Below are 16,433 nucleotides of genomic sequence, written 5' to 3'. Positions count from 1 at the left end.
ACGGCATTAGCTGCCGTTGGACGCGTAACGCTTATTTCAACACGTTATAGATCGCCTGATTAGTCAAATAATCCGACGCGAGCCCTGACTCCGGGCTGAGGCGCGAACCCTGGATGGACGAGAACCGTTTTCCGGTGCTGCCCAGCGAGACATAGCGCTCCCCCCCATCGTTTTCCGAAATGGTGTACACCGTTTTCTGCATCTCGGCGAATAGCGGAGCGTTGCGCTGAATGGCCTGATGCAGTTCCAGCAGCTGCACCCCATCCAGATTGAGCTTTTTATCCAGCGTGACGCCCCATCTTTGCAGGCAAACTTCGGCGAAATGACGCACGATCGTGCCGGGCTCATGGACCACTTTTTCCCCGCTATTCCCATTGGCCGAAGCATTCCCCACCAGCGTAGCGTGGCGGCCGGACATGGGATAAACATGTACTTTTGTCGCGCTATCGGTCTGTGGAATGACGCACGAGAAACCTTTTGACCGCTCATGTCTGGCATAGAAAGCCACATACTCCTTAACGTTGCTGCCCAGAGTGACTTTGTCCGCCTGGAAATTGCCCATGCCCGGAACCGGATCGACCGCAAAAATATTCACCGGAATCGTTGTTAAAAGGGGATCGGCCAGCATTGCATTGGCAAGCATATGGCAGCTAATTCCGCCCCGGCTCCACCCAACAAGGTTCACCTGAGTGGGCAGGATCTGCCCCTGACGGAAGGTTTTGATGATTTGCTGCTGCAGCGCCTGCTGGGTCACTTTACGATCGCCATAGTCATATTTGCGCCACCAAAATGAGCCGGTAACCTCAACGTCCTGAATCGGTACGCCCGCCTTTTTAAGCTGCTCATAGTTTTCTTTTGTGAGCTTTTCACGCTGCCAGTCAACGTGTCCTTTGATAATATTGATCGCATGCTGAACATTCTCATTCCAGCCGCTGCCCAGAAGCTGGGCGCGAAGCTGAGAATATTCTCCGCTTTTGACCCAAAGCTCATCGCTTTGTAGATTGCCGCTCCCCGGACCATCAAGAATGACCCATTCGGCGAACTCTTTACCCTTGTTATTGGCTGCCAGAGAAGAGATGAACTCGCCGTTCCAGTAATTAGCATGAGACTCATCAAATTTATTAGATCCAGTACCACAGAAATACACTGTTAGTATTGTCATAAATGACCTCATTGAAATATTAATATGTAGGTAGATGGCACGCGTGCAGTTAAATAATACGTGTCAGCAATTTTTCGGGGAATATGCTATTAAGCCCAGGCTGTTTTTGATAATGATAAGATCGCTTTTAATTAAATATGGCTATGTCTAATGTGTAGTACTGCTTAACTTTTTGCTTTGGGTATATGACGTTTGCCTTATGCCGAATGCTGTTTTTACAGTTTTGTAATAGCACGCATACTTAATTTCGGAATAAGTTGGTTGAATAACCTAAGAAAATAGATTTCACACGGGGTTATGCTACGATGAATATATTAATGATCGATGAATTACCGATCTTCATTCACGGTATGAAAACAGAGCTGGAACGCGTAATGCCGGAATGCACTGTTTTTGCAGCGAACAATTTTGAAGATGCACACGCAATTTTAACCTCTATGCCGGTCAGCATTATTTTGCTGGATGGTGAAATGAAGTGCCGTGATTTTATCACTAATTTGATGACAAACTGGCCTGAGCTACCGATCGTGGTGATGTTACGAAAAACGACGGATAAGATATTCAACTTCTATATCCGGCAAAGCATTAAGGGTATTTTTACCAAGGATCTCCCCGCCGAGAAAATCAGCCAGATACTTTGCATGGTCTCCTCGGGGGTGGTCTGTTTTCCGGAGCAAGCCGTGGTCCAGCGAGAACAACCCACTGGCGGTTTGCCAATCTATTCCCTGAGTCGTCGGCAGAAGGAAGTTCTTAAGCTGCTGGCGAATGGGGGAACAAATAAGCAGATCAGCCGGCAATTGAATATCAGCGCAGGTACGGTCAAAGTGCATCTGGAATCCATCTTTCACCGACTACAGGTCAACAATCGGACACAGGCCGCAATGCTCTATTTTAAATATATGTCTAATTAGCCGATTTTCAGCAAATCGAAAGGCTGCAGTCAAAATGCGTTAAAAGAAAAGCGCAACAGACAGACCTCTGTTGCGCTTTGTTTTTTAACGGTACTGAGATTTGAAATAATATATCACCACCACCAGCGTTCCGAAGTCCTGCAATAGCCAGAATGGAAAGCTGTCACTCAGTATATCAGCACCGGTAAGAATAAATTTCATGTTTAAGCTGCTTTCACCAAAAAAACCAAAGGCGAGGGCGGCTAAGCCAATTTTACACATTACCGGCAGGGCATGGACTCTTCGACTATAGGCGGCAAACAAAATCAGCAGCGATGTTATCAGGTCGACGAAGATAATAAAGGGAAGCACCCAGCCATTCATTATGTTAAGCATTTATTCTCCATCGGGTTTGTTGTGGGTTAAATCAGGCGGAGAAAGTGATTCATGTCTGACTTTACTTTTGATGACGCTTGCAACATCAAAAATATCGCGTTGTTCATGCCGGCGAAAAAAGTTTGCCAGCCAGACGATCAGTCCATTACTCATTGCCCCGAGGATATACCCTAAACCAAGCGTGATATCGGCCTGATTAAGGTCTATCTTTAACCAGCGGGCTGCTAATCCACCTAATGCGACGGCCGCGCCCATGCTGATTCCACCAAAAATAATGCCTGCCATAAATCGGCTGTGCTGGTGCAATCGCTGCGGTTGCCAGAAAAACGAGATACTGACGCCGCCAAATAAACCTGAAAAAGCCAGCAAGGCTTCACTGATGAGGGTCGGGAGATAGATGTCAGACATACGTTCATCCTCTGCAAGGATAAATCCCCTCGGAAAAGGGGATTTATTATCGTAACGGGCGCTTATTATTGGCAGGGATCCAGCTCAACAATATGCTGATACTTATCGGTCGTAATAAAGCGCTGTTGCCCTGACAGGCTGTAAATCAAACGCTTGGGAGAGCGATACCCCTTCACGACATCGACATCCGCGCTAAGCCAGGGCTGACTGGAAGGAAGAGCGCGATGGCTGTATTTATCGCCACCGATCCATTTTTGATTGGTGGGTTTAAGACCCCAAAGCGATTCGCTTTCACTTCCCGACCAGCCGAGGCGTTTGGCCTCATCCGAGGTAATATAGCGGTCGGGCAGGCGCCCAAAATTTTTTATATGACGAAGCGTTGTCGCCAGATCGGTCACGTTATTGACGGGCACCATACCCTGAGAAGATAAAAAGGCGTTGGCTTCCTTTATTTCCTCTTCGCAGGTTGGCATGGCGGCGGTTGCCTGTAACACGTTGAATAACGAAACAGACAGTACGGCCATTTTCACTATGTATAGTGGTTTCATTGTAATTTTCCTGTTGAATTAACTAAGAAATAGCTTCATTTCCGCTTCGCGGCGTCGGGTAAGCCCGGACAAAACCTTACCACCTGCCTTATTCCAGCTTTTGAACTGCAGTGCGGCGCCCTGGATATCGCCTGCGTTGAATTTTTTGAGTAGCGTGGATTTCTTTAAATTGCCCACGCCAAGGTTGAAGGCGAACGAAACCAGCGCGTCGAATTGGTTCTGTGTCGAAGCGCTGTTCAGCAGTTTTTTCACGCCGTCCTCGGTGCGTTTCAGATCTTTGCGCAGCAGATCTTTGGCTTCACCGGTGGTAATTTTGGTGAGCTTTTCCATCTCCTCTTTGAGGATCAAATGGCCGTAGCCGATGGTCCATAAACCTACGGCATCGCGATAACGCTCCAGCCTCAGCCCTTCAAACTGGCAAATAAGCTGAATGCCCTTGTCACCTGTACGTTCTGGTTGTTTTTGCATTACGGAGTCTCCTCTGCTTTCGGGCGGGGAATCACCTTGTTGGTGTATTCGTCAATCAAACGCATGACGCTTTCCGGTGGCTCAAGTGCGGTAAATTGCATTTCCACATCCACGTGGCGGCTGTCACGCCCGCCTTTGTTATCGCTGGAAGGCGAAAGGCTGACGTGAAAGCGGCCAAATTCGTTTTCACCGGACTGGCGGGAAGGCGCCTGCATGCCTTCCGTACGGATCGTCAGGTTGACCTTCATCTTTTCCAGCATCAGCCCGCGCGGTGTCGAAAGCGCGACTAAGGGCAGGTCAAAATAGTGCTTTTCATCCAGCGCCAGCTGTACCGTGCGTGGAATTAACGAACCGTCTTCTGCGGGTTCGAAAAAGGGATCCAGCGCCTTCATATACTGCTGAGCAATCAGTTCGTTGGCCGCAGTGGCCGCGTACTGCATCCCACGCGTGATATCTTCAAGCGAGATCGGCACGCCGGGAATGTCGGCTGGAGGCGATGGAGGCGTGTTGTCCTGTACCGGCGGCGTGCCTTGATCCTCTTTGCCCGCCCTGTTTTCCGGCTCCTCATCCTTGCCGCCGCGCAGCCATTTTTTAAAAGACATATTTCGCTCCTGGAAAAAGGGCTACCCGGGTAGCCCCTGCGTTACGGAATCGCACGTATGTCGCGGCGTGGAAGATTATTGCGCAGCGACAGGCTTGGTTTTGGCGTTGGTCAGGTAATCAATCACGCGCTGCAGAGCTTCAGGTGGCTCCTGGCGTTTAATCTGGGTATGAATGGAATATTTCGCGCGTGTATCGGTCGAACGGGTCTGCTCCGATTTATGGGAGACCTTGCCGGTCATTTTCGCTTTGAAAACGCCCCAGCCGACGGACGCTTCCACGGATGCCTCCGCTTCGGTGCTGCTGGAACTGGCTTCGCTCTGGCTCACTTCCAGCTCAAAGTCGATGGTGCCGTCCTCGATACAGATGATGGGGTGGGTGACCGCCGCCAGGAGCGGAATGCTCATCTTGCGGGTCACGCTGCCTTTATTGACCCCCTGTTCGTCTACCACGGTTTCGTCGTAATCGAACTCGATCGCGACAGCTTTGCCGTCTTTAATACAGACGGAGAGCAGGAAGTCGGTATAGGCCTTGCTCGCCTGGACCTGTGCTTTGATCATCGCCTGCAGCGGACCGCCGATCATATGTTCCAGCGGCAGGGCGTTAATAACTGAACCAATAAATTGTGAATCCATGATGTGAACTCCTTGAATCAGTGAATGCGCGGTTGCGCAGGAGCCACATTACGGAAAGCGAGAAGGAGAAAATATTGGGTAAATGTCATGGCGAGAGGACGCAAAAAACCTATGCCGATCGCAGGATAATCTTAAGGGGTGGTGTTGAGTGATATTCCGGTTTATTGTTGAAATCCCTGCCTCATCGAATTCCGGAGAACCATCGCGTGTTTCAGAAAGTTGACGCCTATGCTGGCGACCCTATCCTCTCCTTAATGGAGCGTTTCAAAGAAGATCCTCGCAGCGACAAAGTGAACCTCAGCATCGGTCTGTATTACAACGAGGATGGCATTATTCCTCAATTAAAAGCCGTTGCCGAAGCCGAAGCGCGTCTGAACGCTGTTCCACACGGTGCTTCTCTTTATCTGCCGATGGAAGGGTTAAACGCCTACCGCAACACCATCGCTCCGCTGTTATTCGGTGCCGATCACGCGGTGCTCGCGCAAAAACGCGTGGCGACCATCCAGACGCTGGGCGGCTCGGGTGCGCTGAAAGTGGGTGCAGACTTCCTGAAAAAATACTTCCCGGATTCAGGCGTGTGGGTCAGTGACGACGTGGGAAAACCACGTTGCGATCTTCGAGGGCGCAGGTTTCAACGTGGCGACCTATCCGTGGTTCGACGGCGAAACGAACGGCGTGCGCGTCGAAGCGCTGCTAGAAAAACTGAACACCCTGCCGGCGCGCAGCATTGTGCTGCTGCACCCATGCTGCCATAACCCGACCGGGGCGGATCTCACCAACGCCCAGTGGGATGCGGTGATTGAGGTACTGAAGGCCCGCGACCTGATTCCGTTCCTCGACATCGCCTACCAGGGCTTTGGCGCGGGCATGGAAGAAGATGCTTACGCCATCCGCGCCGTGGCCAGCGCCGGGCTGCCAGCGCTGGTCAGCAACTCCTTCTCTAAAATCTTCTCCCTGTACGGTGAACGCGTTGGCGGTCTGTCCGTGGTCTGTGAAGACGCCGAAGCGGCGGGTCGCGTGCTCGGCCAGCTGAAGGCGACGGTTCGCCGCATTTACTCCAGCCCGCCAAACTTTGGTGCGCAGGTGGTGGCGACGGTTCTCGGTGACGAACAGCTGAAAGCATCCTGGCTTGCCGAAGTGGAAGCGATGCGTAAGCGCATCCTGTCCATGCGTCAGGAGCTGGTTAACGTGCTGAAAGAGGCCGTGCCGGGACATAACTTCGACTATCTGCTCAAGCAGCGCGGGATGTTCAGCTATACCGGTCTGAGCGCGGCGCAGGTCGATCGCCTGCGGGAAGAGTTCGGCGTCTACCTGATCGCCAGCGGCCGTATGTGCGTGGCGGGCCTGAATGCCAGCAACGTTCATCGCGTGGCGCAGGCGTTTGCTGCTGTAATGTAAGCGCTTACCAACCCTCCCTCTCCCTATGGGAGAGGGCTGGGGTGGGGGCATCAGGCCGCACAAATACGTTGCCCGGTATTCTGTGATCGTCTTCTTTTTATTCCGCTTCATAAGCAAAAACTCCTTCCCTTCACCTCCCGCTGGGGTTATGGTCGGATAGTTTTTTGACCATCCGCTCAAATTAAAACGATAACAAACTGAATATTCAGGGGAAAATATGCGCAAGATCACACTGGCGCTCAGCGCCGCCTGCTTATTGTTCTCGCTTAACAGCGCTGTTGTGGCGCGAGCTTCTGCACCGACGCCGCTCTACACCGGCACCACCGCCGCCATGCTGGCCGAACAGGCCCCCATTCACTGGGTTTCAGTGGCCCAAATCGAAAACAGCCTGATCGGCCGCGCGCCAATGGCCGTGGGTTTTGACATTGACGATACCGTGCTGTTCTCAAGCCCCGGCTTCTGGCGCGGGAAGAAAACGTATTCACCCGACAGCGAAGCGTATCTGAAGAACCCGGAATTCTGGGAAAAAATGAATAACGGCTGGGACGAATTCAGCATCCCGAAAGAGGTTGCCCGTGCGCTTATTGCTATGCACGTGAAGCGCGGTGACAGCATCTACTTTGTTACCGGCCGCAGTCAGACCAAAACGGAAACCGTCTCTAAAACGCTGCAGGATGATTTCCAGATCCCGGCGACCAGCATGAACCCGGTCATTTTTGCCGGTGACAAAGAGGGGCAAAACACCAAAACCCAGTGGCTGGAAAAGAAAAATATCAAAGTATTCTACGGCGATTCGGATAACGACATCACCGCCGCACATGACGTGGGGGCCAGAGGGATCAGGGTATTGCGCGCCTCTAACTCGACCTATCGACCGCTGCCGATGGCCGGAAAGTTTGGCGAAGAGGTGATCGTCAACTCGGAGTATTAAGTATCCGGCAGCGGGTTTGACTCTTTTTTAATCAAATCTCGCTGCTGCGGGTTTTACCTTTCGTCTTCTTGCTGCACACTTAGAAAGATTCATCTTTCATCACGGAGCAGCACATGTGGTACCAACAGACCCTGACCTTAAGCGCTAAACCACGCGGATTTCACCTGGTGACGGATGAAGTCATCGGGCAGCTCCGCGATCTGTCGCGGGTGAAAACGGGTTTACTGCATCTGCTGCTTCAGCACACGTCCGCCTCTCTCACGCTTAATGAAAATTGCGATCCCACCGTCCGGTCCGACATGGAGCACCATTTTCTGAAGAGTGTCCCGGACAACGCGCCTTACGAGCATGACTATGAGGGGGCGGACGATATGCCTTCGCATATTAAATCCTCCCTGCTGGGCGTATCGTTGATGCTGCCGGTTCACAACGGGCGGCTGCTGTTGGGAACGTGGCAGGGGATCTGGCTGGGAGAGCATCGCATTCACGGTGGTTCGCGTAAAATTATCGCCACGCTACAAGGGGAATAAAGATGACAATTTCGGAGATACTTCAGTACTGCATGAGCAAGCCCGGCGCGGAGCAGAGCGTTCATAGCGACTGGAAAGCCACGCAGATAAAAGTGGGAGATGTCCTGTTTGCGATGGTGAAAGAGGTGGAAGGCCGTCCGGCGGCGTCACTGAAAACCAGCCCTGAACTGGCGGATTTGCTACGCCAACAGCATGATGACGTGAGGCCGAGCAAGCACCTCAATAAGGCGCACTGGAGCACCGTCTATCTGGATGGATCGATTCCTGGCTCGCAGATTTACTACCTGGTGGACGCGTCCTATCAGCAGGCGGTTGAGCTGCTGCCGGAAACCACCCGACAGCAACTCTCCGTGTGACAATTACAGCAACGGTTTAAGGAAGCGCGCGGTGTGCGAGGCTTCGCACTCTGCAACGGTCTCTGGCGTACCGGAGACGAGAATTTCACCGCCGCCGCTGCCGCCTTCCGGGCCGAGATCGACAATCCAGTCCGCGGTTTTAATCACGTCCAGGTTATGTTCGATGACCACGATAGTGTTGCCCTGATCGCGCAGCTGATGCAGCACGTCGAGCAGCTGCTGAATATCGGCAAAGTGCAGGCCGGTGGTCGGCTCATCCAGAATGTAGAGCGTCTGACCGGTGCCGCGTTTTGACAGCTCACGCGCCAGCTTCACGCGCTGCGCTTCACCGCCGGACAGCGTGGTTGCCGACTGTCCCAGACGAATGTAGGTCAGGCCCACGTCCATCAGCGTCTGCAGCTTACGCGCCAGCGCAGGGACGGCGTCAAAGAATTCGCGCGCCTCTTCGATGGTCATGTCCAGCACTTCGTGGATGGTCTTGCCTTTGTACTTAATTTCCAGCGTTTCGCGGTTATAGCGTTTGCCTTTGCACTGGTCGCACGGCACGTAGATATCCGGCAGGAAGTGCATCTCAACCTTGATCACGCCGTCGCCCTGGCACGCTTCGCAGCGGCCACCGCGAACGTTAAAGCTGAAACGTCCTGGCGTATAGCCGCGTGAACGCGCTTCCGGCACTCCGGCAAACAGTTCACGTACGGGCGTGAAGACGCCGGTATAGGTTGCCGGGTTAGAGCGCGGGGTACGGCCAATCGGGCTCTGGTCAATGTCGATAACTTTATCGAAATGCTCCAGCCCCTGGATGTCGCGGTACGGTGCAGGCTCGGCCAGCGTCGCGCCGTTTAGCGCCGTCTGCGCAATCGGGAACAGCGTATCGTTGATCAGCGTCGATTTACCGGAACCGGACACGCCGGTGATGCAGGTAAACAGGCCAACCGGCAGCGTCAGGGTGACGTCTTTCAGGTTGTTGCCGCGCGCGCCGGTCAGCTTCAGCACTTTTTCCGGATCTGCCGCTACGCGCTGTTTTGGCACCTCAATCTTACGCTTGCCGCTCATGTACTGGCCGGTCAGCGATTCGGGCACCGCCATGATGTCCTTCAGCGTCCCTTCCGCGACAACCTGGCCGCCGTGTACGCCAGCGCCAGGGCCAATGTCGATGACGTGGTCAGCCGCGCGGATCGCATCTTCATCGTGCTCGACCACAATTACCGTGTTGCCGAGGTTGCGCAGGTGAACCAGCGTGCCGAGCAGACGCTCGTTGTCGCGCTGGTGCAGGCCGATGGACGGCTCATCCAGCACGTACATCACGCCTACCAGACCTGCACCAATCTGGCTCGCCAGACGGATACGCTGGGCTTCACCGCCGGAGAGCGTTTCTGCCGAGCGGGAAAGCGTCAGGTAGTTCAGGCCAACGTTCACCAGGAACTTCAGGCGATCGCCGATCTCTTTCAGCACTTTTTCGGCAATTTTCGCGCGCTGGCCGGAGAGCTTCAGGTTGTTGAAGAAGTCCATCGCGTGGCCGATGCTCATGTCTGAGATGGTCGGCAGTGCCGTGTTTTCCACAAACACGTGGCGCGCTTCGCGACGCAGACGCGTACCCTCACAGGTGGCGCAGGAGCGGTTGCTGATGAACTTCGCCAGCTCCTCGCGCACCGCGCTGGATTCGGTCTCTTTGTATCGGCGCTCCATGTTGTGCAGCACCCCTTCGAACGGGTGGCGACGCACTGAGGTATCGCCGCGATCGTTCATATACTTGAACTCGATGTTCTCTTTGCCGGAACCGAACAGGATCACTTTGTGTACGTTCGGGCTCAGGCTCGCCCACGGCGCTTCGACGTCGAACTTGTAGTGCTCCGCCAGCGATTTCAGCATCTGGAAGTAGTAGAAGTTACGCTTGTCCCAGCCGCGAATGGCACCGCCCGCCAGCGACAGCTCCGGGTTCTGGATCACGCGGTCCGGGTCGAAATACTGCTGCACGCCCAGGCCGTCACACGTCGGGCACGCGCCCGCCGGGTTGTTGAATGAGAACAGGCGCGGCTCAAGCTCGCGCATGCTGTAGCCGCAAATCGGGCAGGCGAAGTTGGCGGAGAAGAGCAGCTCTTCCGCTTTTGGGTCGTCCATATCGGACACCACGGCCGTGCCGCCAGAGAGTTCCAGCGCCGTTTCAAAGGATTCCGCCAGGCGCGTGGCGAGATCGTCGCGCACCTTAAAGCGGTCAATCACCACCTCGATGGTGTGCTTCTTCTGCAACTCCAGCTTTGGCGGATCGGACAGGTCACACACCTCGCCGTCGATGCGGGCGCGGATATAGCCCTGGCTTGCCAGGTTTTCCAGCGTTTTGGTGTGTTCGCCTTTTCGCTCTTTGATGATCGGCGCCAGCAGCATCAGGCGTTTGCCTTCCGGCTGCGACAGCACGTTATCCACCATCTGGCTTACGGTCTGGGCCGCCAGCGGGACGTCGTGGTCCGGGCAGCGCGGCTCACCCACGCGGGCATACAGCAGACGCAGGTAGTCATGAATTTCGGTAATGGTACCGACCGTTGAACGCGGGTTATGCGAGGTGGACTTCTGCTCAATAGAGATAGCAGGGGACAACCCTTCAATGTGGTCGACATCCGGTTTTTCCATCAGCGACAGGAACTGACGCGCGTACGCAGAGAGCGATTCAACGTAACGACGCTGTCCTTCGGCATACAAAGTGTCGAAAGCCAGTGAGGATTTGCCAGACCCCGAAAGCCCGGTCACGACAATGAGTTTGTCGCGAGGGATTATGAGGTTGATATTCTTGAGATTGTGGGTGCGGGCGCCCCGAACTTCGATCTTATCCATTCACCTTTCCCGGTTGGAACACGGATTGCCTGATTTGTTTGAAGGACAAACGGCTGTCAGAAACGGCTAATTATGACACAATTTGACCTGTTTGAATATACAGTATTGGAATGCATTTTCTGATTGGCTGTGTAACAATGTCGAGTCCGCGAGAGATTTCTGAACCGACTACGCAACTATGCAAATTGCCGCGTGGAAATGGTACACTCGCGCGTTTACACTATTAAGAAACGTATTCAGGAGACACGAACATGGCCAGCAGAGGCGTAAACAAGGTGATTCTCGTCGGTAATCTGGGCCAGGACCCGGAAGTACGCTACATGCCGAGTGGTGGCGCAGTTGCCAACATTACGCTGGCTACTTCCGAATCCTGGCGTGATAAAGCGACCGGTGAGATGAAAGAGCAGACCGAATGGCACCGCGTAGTGCTGTTTGGCAAACTGGCAGAAGTGGCCGGCGAGTATCTGCGTAAAGGTTCTCAGGTCTATATCGAAGGCCAGCTGCGTACCCGCAAATGGACCGATCAGGCCGGCGCTGAGAAGTACACCACAGAAGTCGTGGTCAACGTGGGCGGCACCATGCAGATGCTGGGTGGCCGTCAGGGCGGTGGCGCACCGGCAGGTGGCGGTCAGAGCCAGCAGCAGGGCGGTTGGGGTCAGCCTCAGCAGCCGCAGGGCGGCAACCAGTTCAGCGGCGGCGCACAGTCTCGTCCGCAGCAGCAGTCTGCTCCGGCGCCGTCTAACGAACCGCCAATGGATTTCGACGACGACATTCCGTTCTGATTTCCGCGTGCTGAAAACAAAAAACCCAGACTATCGTCTGGGTTTTTTTATTCCGTCAGGGATCAGGTAATCACCATCGGCCAGTCTGGCGGCGTATGGCTCATCGCCTCAACCATCACCACTTTAATATTTTCCCAGACGGCGGCGATATCCAGCAGGGTAATGCCAAGCAGGCCCGTTGCAAACCAGCAGGCCGCACCCAGCCCCAGCAGGGTGCTGATAACAGCAAGACCCGCATAGTCAGATTTACGAAACTGAATGTTCAGCGTGCTGGCTAGAAACATCAGTACCGCACTCAACAAAGGCCAGCGCAGGAGAACCATGCTGGTAGTAATGGTTGCCATAAAACCCATCCTCTATAAAACAGACGAACTGAATGAAACGGTGTTTCTCGTTACAAAATATGTGTGAACTATATCACATTTGTTGATTTATTCGCCAGTATCTGTGCGATCAAAAAAGAGGATTTTATTCCTCAGAAAAGGCGATTGTGCGAGCTGGTTCTGCCTTCGGCGCACGAGAAGGCGGACCCACAGCGTGCCGGAAACGCCCATCGGGCAGGTGGGGATGCCGCAAATTCGGTTTTTATATGAGGGGAGTTATTCTCCGCCAATACTCAAAATATTGTGGTGTAGGCTGACTATTTATAAATCAACGGACACAATGCCTCAGAGCAAATAGCATAAAACGTCCTGATGAAATTGTACTTTTTTCATGCTGTCAGACGTTTGGCTTAATCAACGATTGTCTGTTGTGTTATCTTCCAGTCTGCCTGACGGGCTGGATAATTATTTTCCTTAATTGAAACGGAACGAATACTTACAGTTTAACTTACGGGAAAATATTATCGGCATAACGAAATTTAAGATTTTTAATACTAAAAGTCAGTTGCTAACTTCGCATGATTCATGCAACGTAATCACCTGTTTAACAAAGCATCCGGCCTTCATTACTACAGGCGTACAACATGCAGGGATATAGGGCGGGAAATGAATCGTAGCGCGCGGCGCAAAATGCTCAGGGTGGTAGGGATCATCATGGTAGTTATGCTGCCGGTGATGCTTGCGCTATGGTTTGCCCAACTGCGTGCCGTGTCTGAAACAAGCGCCCAGCTACGCACATTTGCTGAACTGGCTTTAGACAAAACAGAGCTGGTTATTCAACAGGTTGAGCTGGCCCGGGACGAGGCGGTAAAATATCAGGGCGAGCTTTGCACGCCGGGACACCGTCAATATATGCTGAACGTTGTTCGTGGCCGCCTGTTTGTCGCCGATTTAATTTACGCTGAAGGTCAGAATTTTCTTTGTTCGACCGTTTTTACACCGGATCACCCCTACGCCATTCCTGTCGCTAATTACACGCGCAAACCTGACGTCGCTATCTATTATTATCGCGATACCCCATTTTATAGTGGCTATAAAATGACATATATGCAGCGCGGAAATTATGTGGTTGTCGTTAACCCGCTTTCATACAGCGAAGTCATGTCCGCGGATCATTCTCTCTCGTGGGGTGTGTACGACACGGTAACCAATGCTTTCTTTTCCGTCAGTCAGAAAGCCAATGTTTCTTTATTAAATTCGATGATTCGGGATAAGGAATCGGTATTTCAAAAAGATAACCGCTTTTATACGATCGTAACATCTCCCAAAAGACCGATTGCGGCCATTGTCTCGACATCAAATAAACGCTTTTATGAAACGCTTTATCACCAGGCGACGTTGACGCTGCCGCTGGGCATGATCTGCAGCATTATTATTTTGCTGGTATGGTCCCGTACCCATCGTGAGCTTAATTCGCCGGGGCGCTTACTGCACCGCGCGCTGAACAAACGACAGCTTTGCGTCCACTATCAGCCGATTATTGATATTAAGAATAATCAGTGTGTGGGCGCGGAGGCGCTGTTGCGCTGGCCTGGCTTTAACGGGCAGGTGATGAGCCCGGCTGAGTTTATCCCGCTGGCGGAAAATGAGGGAATGAGCGAGCGGATTACGGACTATGTCGTTGAGGAGGTGTTCAACGATCTGGGCCATTTCCTGGCCGAGCATCCGCATCTCTATATTTCGATTAACCTGTCGGCCACGGATTTCCACTCCTCGCGGCTGATCGCCATGATTTCCGACAAGGCCCGCCACTACGCCGTCCGTGCGCAGCAAATCAAAATAGAAGTGACGGAACGCGGTTTTATCGATGTGCCAAAAACCACGCCGGTGATTCAGGCTTTCCGTCAGGCGGGTTATGAAGTCGCGATCGATGATTTCGGTACCGGCTACTCGAACCTGCACAACCTCTACTCGCTGAACGTGGATATTCTGAAAATCGATAAATCGTTTATCGATACCTTAACGACCAACAGTACCAGCCACCTGATCGCCGAGCATATTATCGAGATGGCGCAAAGCCTGCGGCTGAAAACCATTGCGGAAGGGGTAGAGACGGCAGAGCAGGTGAGCTGGCTGTTGAAGCGTGGCGTCCAGTTTTGTCAGGGATGGCACTTCGCGAAAGCGATGCCGCCCCAGGAATTTATGACCTGGCAGCAGCAGCCTTTGCACTGAGGGTGATTAATTTAACTGGTGGCGATAGTCGCTTGGCGTGCGGTCAAACTCGCGGCGAAACACGCGGGAAAAGGTTTGTTGCGACACATAGCCCAGATCCATCGCGATATCAAAAATGGGCCGCTGCGTTGAGCGTAGCGCCTGCGCCGCCAGCAGCAGTCTGCGCTGGCGAATGTACTCGCCCAGCGTTTGATGCATGACCGTGCGGAACATTCTCTGTAAATACCATTTCGAATAGCCCGACTTTTTAGCGACCACATCAATGTTCAACGGTTGGTCGATATGTTCATCAATCCATTCAATAAGCGTCTGAATAATCTGCTGATGCGACATAAGGTTGCCCCTCTGTAGATACAACTATCTCGGTTAATTCGTCGTTTTCTCTGCGGGCGAGTATAATTCCTCAAGTTAACTTGAGGTAAAGAGGTTTTATGGAAAAGAGATTGCCGCGCATTAAAGCGCTGTTAACCCCCGGTGAAGTGGCGCAGCGAAGTGGCGTTGCGGTATCGGCGCTCCACTTCTATGAAAGCAAAGGGTTAATTAAAAGCATCCGCAACGGCGGCAATCAGCGCCGCTATACCCGAGACGTGCTCCGCTACGTGGCGATTATCAAAATTGCGCAACGAATCGGAATTCCCCTGGCCACGATCGGCGAGGCGTTTGGCGTGCTGCCGGAAGGGCATACGCTGAGCCCGAAAGAGTGGAAAGAGCTGTCGTCCCAGTGGCGTGAAGAGCTGGACCGGCGTATTCATACGCTGGTCGCGCTGCGTGACGAGCTGGATGGCTGCATCGGCTGCGGCTGCCTGTCGCGTAGCGATTGTCCGTTGCGTAACCCCGGCGACAGGCTGGGCGAGCAGGGGACGGGGGCGCGGTTGCTGGAGGAGGATTGAGATTGTGCGGCCGGCAAAAGCATTATAAAGAACTAAAGCGCCACATAAGGGCGCTTTAGTTTTTCCCGGTCTTTGTCTTTCACTCTATCCCGCTGGTTCACGGGAGGGTTTCCCCCGACATCAGCACCCCTCAGTGTCGAGCTGGTTGGGGAGGTTCCGGATTGTGCTGACACTTTAATTCTATGCAAGACCCGTTTTTTCGCCAGCCTCACCGACCGATTTTTAGACGAATTTTTTTCGCGGTGTTGTTCAATTTTCTATAGTTAAAAAGTATGAATAACAGGAGAAAGCCATGCTCACGGTACACCACCTTAACCAGTCGCGCTCGCACCGCGCGATCTGGGCGCTGGAAGAACTCGGCCTGCCTTATGAGATCGTCCACTACCAGCGCGAAAAGAACATGCTGGCGCCGGAGGCTCTCAAAAAGGTGCATCCGTTGGGCAAATCGCCGGTTATCGAAGATAACGGACTGATCCTTGCAGAGTCGGGCGCCATCCTGGAGTACCTGCAGGAAACGTACGATCCCGAGTCACGCCTTAAGCCTTTAGATCCGGCACATAAGGTGCAATACCGCTTCTGGCTGCATTACGCCGAAGGATCGCTGATGCCGCTGCTGTTAATGAAGCTGGTCTTCAACAGCCTCGGCAAGCCGCCGGTGCCGTTTGGTATCAGAACCCTGGGCAAAGCGCTGGGGCAGGGGGTGCAGAAAGCGTATCTCAATCGTCAGCTGGAGACCCATGCGCGCTTTATTGAGTCACATCTTGCCGAAAACAGCTGGTTTGCCGGGGATTCGCTCAGCATGGCCGATATCCAGATGAGCTTCCCGATCTTTGCGCTGCTGGCGCGCGGCGGTATCGCTAATCTGCCGCATATTCAGGCATGGAAGTCAAAAGTTGAGAACAGCCCTGGCTGGCAAAGAACCCTGGAACAAGGGGGACCGTTATCTATTCCCGGTGAGGACTGAAATGTAAACAAATTGCGCATAGACGATAACGTTTGCGCATCCTCTGTTTATTTCTTCAGCGTCATAAGTGAATTTTAGCGAAAAACGAGAAAGT

At 53.1% G+C, this 16,433-nt stretch carries 18 protein-coding genes and 1 pseudogene; 9 read left to right on the top strand and 10 right to left on the bottom strand.

All coding sequences use genetic code 11. From position 1 onward, the window contains the following. Positions 1-31: 31 nt before the first annotated feature. On the bottom strand, positions 32-1,162 hold the full coding sequence (locus tag ACZ6J2_RS19380) for an ENY2 family protein (RefSeq protein WP_471726466.1): 1,131 nt from the start codon (positions 1,160-1,162) through the stop codon (positions 32-34). 317 nt (positions 1,163-1,479) lie between these two features. Between ACZ6J2_RS19380 and ACZ6J2_RS19375 the strand changes: the two genes are divergently transcribed. Continuing rightward, on the top strand, positions 1,480-2,073 hold the full coding sequence (locus tag ACZ6J2_RS19375) for a response regulator transcription factor (RefSeq protein WP_223862650.1): 594 nt from the start codon (positions 1,480-1,482) through the stop codon (positions 2,071-2,073). A gap of 84 nt (positions 2,074-2,157) precedes the next feature. Here ACZ6J2_RS19375 and ACZ6J2_RS19370 read toward each other — a convergent pair whose 3' ends face one another. From ACZ6J2_RS19370 to ACZ6J2_RS19345, 6 genes are all read right to left on the bottom strand, one after another. Next, a complete protein-coding gene (locus ACZ6J2_RS19370) occupies positions 2,158-2,448 on the bottom strand; it encodes a hypothetical protein (RefSeq protein WP_032662594.1) in 291 nt (96 codons plus the stop codon). Then, positions 2,449-2,856 carry a hypothetical protein gene (locus tag ACZ6J2_RS19365; protein WP_033144411.1) on the bottom strand — a complete coding sequence of 136 codons (408 nt, stop codon included), beginning with the start codon at positions 2,854-2,856 and terminating at the stop codon, positions 2,449-2,451. It lies immediately after the preceding gene. A gap of 65 nt (positions 2,857-2,921) precedes the next feature. Beyond that, positions 2,922-3,404 carry a ribonuclease gene (locus ACZ6J2_RS19360; RefSeq protein WP_471726465.1) on the bottom strand — a complete coding sequence of 161 codons (483 nt, stop codon included), beginning with the start codon at positions 3,402-3,404 and terminating at the stop codon, positions 2,922-2,924. 18 nt (positions 3,405-3,422) lie between these two features. Further along, complete coding sequence (locus tag ACZ6J2_RS19355) at positions 3,423-3,872, bottom strand: lysozyme (protein ID WP_471726464.1); 450 nt, start codon at positions 3,870-3,872, stop codon at positions 3,423-3,425. After that, positions 3,872-4,474 carry a DUF2589 domain-containing protein gene (locus ACZ6J2_RS19350; protein WP_471726463.1) on the bottom strand — a complete coding sequence of 201 codons (603 nt, stop codon included), beginning with the start codon at positions 4,472-4,474 and terminating at the stop codon, positions 3,872-3,874. Before ACZ6J2_RS19350 ends, ACZ6J2_RS19355 begins: the two co-directional genes overlap by 1 nt. A gap of 75 nt (positions 4,475-4,549) precedes the next feature. Next, on the bottom strand, positions 4,550-5,107 hold the full coding sequence (locus ACZ6J2_RS19345) for a DUF2589 domain-containing protein (protein WP_023334176.1): 558 nt from the start codon (positions 5,105-5,107) through the stop codon (positions 4,550-4,552). 206 nt (positions 5,108-5,313) lie between these two features. On the opposite strand from ACZ6J2_RS19345, the pseudogene tyrB reads away from it, so the two are divergent. The 4 genes and pseudogenes from tyrB to ACZ6J2_RS19325 all read left to right on the top strand — a co-directional run bounded on the left by tyrB (position 5,314) and on the right by ACZ6J2_RS19325 (position 8,322). Next, positions 5,314-6,505, top strand: a pseudogene (gene tyrB, locus ACZ6J2_RS19340) (aromatic amino acid transaminase). 217 nt (positions 6,506-6,722) lie between these two features. Next, a complete protein-coding gene (aphA, locus tag ACZ6J2_RS19335; protein ID WP_471726462.1) occupies positions 6,723-7,436 on the top strand; it encodes an acid phosphatase AphA in 714 nt (237 codons plus the stop codon). A gap of 113 nt (positions 7,437-7,549) precedes the next feature. Continuing rightward, complete coding sequence (locus ACZ6J2_RS19330; RefSeq protein WP_023310052.1) at positions 7,550-7,966, top strand: secondary thiamine-phosphate synthase enzyme YjbQ; 417 nt, start codon at positions 7,550-7,552, stop codon at positions 7,964-7,966. A gap of 2 nt (positions 7,967-7,968) precedes the next feature. Next, positions 7,969-8,322 carry an MmcQ/YjbR family DNA-binding protein gene (locus ACZ6J2_RS19325; RefSeq protein WP_023310053.1) on the top strand — a complete coding sequence of 118 codons (354 nt, stop codon included), beginning with the start codon at positions 7,969-7,971 and terminating at the stop codon, positions 8,320-8,322. Between the two features lie 3 nt (positions 8,323-8,325). Here ACZ6J2_RS19325 and uvrA read toward each other — a convergent pair whose 3' ends face one another. Further along, positions 8,326-11,148: an excinuclease ABC subunit UvrA gene (gene uvrA, locus ACZ6J2_RS19320; protein WP_045328845.1), complete on the bottom strand. Its 2,823-nt coding sequence runs from the start codon at positions 11,146-11,148 to the stop codon at positions 8,326-8,328. Positions 11,149-11,399: 251 nt separating this feature from the next. Between uvrA and ssb1 the strand changes: the two genes are divergently transcribed. Further along, positions 11,400-11,930, top strand: a complete 531-nt coding sequence (gene ssb1 / locus ACZ6J2_RS19315) for a single-stranded DNA-binding protein SSB1 (RefSeq protein ID WP_029740211.1) — start codon at positions 11,400-11,402, stop codon at positions 11,928-11,930. 62 nt (positions 11,931-11,992) lie between these two features. Here ssb1 and ACZ6J2_RS19310 read toward each other — a convergent pair whose 3' ends face one another. Further along, complete coding sequence (locus ACZ6J2_RS19310) at positions 11,993-12,274, bottom strand: YjcB family protein (RefSeq protein ID WP_008503385.1); 282 nt, start codon at positions 12,272-12,274, stop codon at positions 11,993-11,995. A gap of 645 nt (positions 12,275-12,919) precedes the next feature. On the opposite strand from ACZ6J2_RS19310, the gene ACZ6J2_RS19305 reads away from it, so the two are divergent. Continuing rightward, entirely contained in the window at positions 12,920-14,485 is a 1,566-nt protein-coding gene (locus ACZ6J2_RS19305) for an EAL domain-containing protein (RefSeq protein WP_471726461.1), read from the top strand. A 6-nt stretch (positions 14,486-14,491) separates the two neighbouring features. Here ACZ6J2_RS19305 and soxS read toward each other — a convergent pair whose 3' ends face one another. Beyond that, positions 14,492-14,818, bottom strand: coding sequence for a superoxide response transcriptional regulator SoxS (gene soxS, locus ACZ6J2_RS19300; RefSeq protein WP_013095071.1), 327 nt, complete (start codon positions 14,816-14,818; stop codon positions 14,492-14,494). Positions 14,819-14,916: 98 nt separating this feature from the next. Between soxS and soxR the strand changes: the two genes are divergently transcribed. Beyond that, the gene (gene soxR, locus ACZ6J2_RS19295) at positions 14,917-15,375 is read left to right on the top strand and encodes a redox-sensitive transcriptional activator SoxR (RefSeq protein ID WP_471726460.1); all 459 of its coding nucleotides are present in this window, start codon (positions 14,917-14,919) and stop codon (positions 15,373-15,375) included. Between the two features lie 292 nt (positions 15,376-15,667). Beyond that, positions 15,668-16,339: a glutathione S-transferase family protein gene (locus ACZ6J2_RS19290; protein WP_471726459.1), complete on the top strand. Its 672-nt coding sequence runs from the start codon at positions 15,668-15,670 to the stop codon at positions 16,337-16,339. Positions 16,340-16,433: the final 94 nt, after the last annotated feature.

The organism is Enterobacter sp. E14S, from assembly GCF_055666685.1.
Note: the sequence above shows the minus strand (reverse complement) of the source record. Positions and strands in the feature narration are given on the sequence as shown.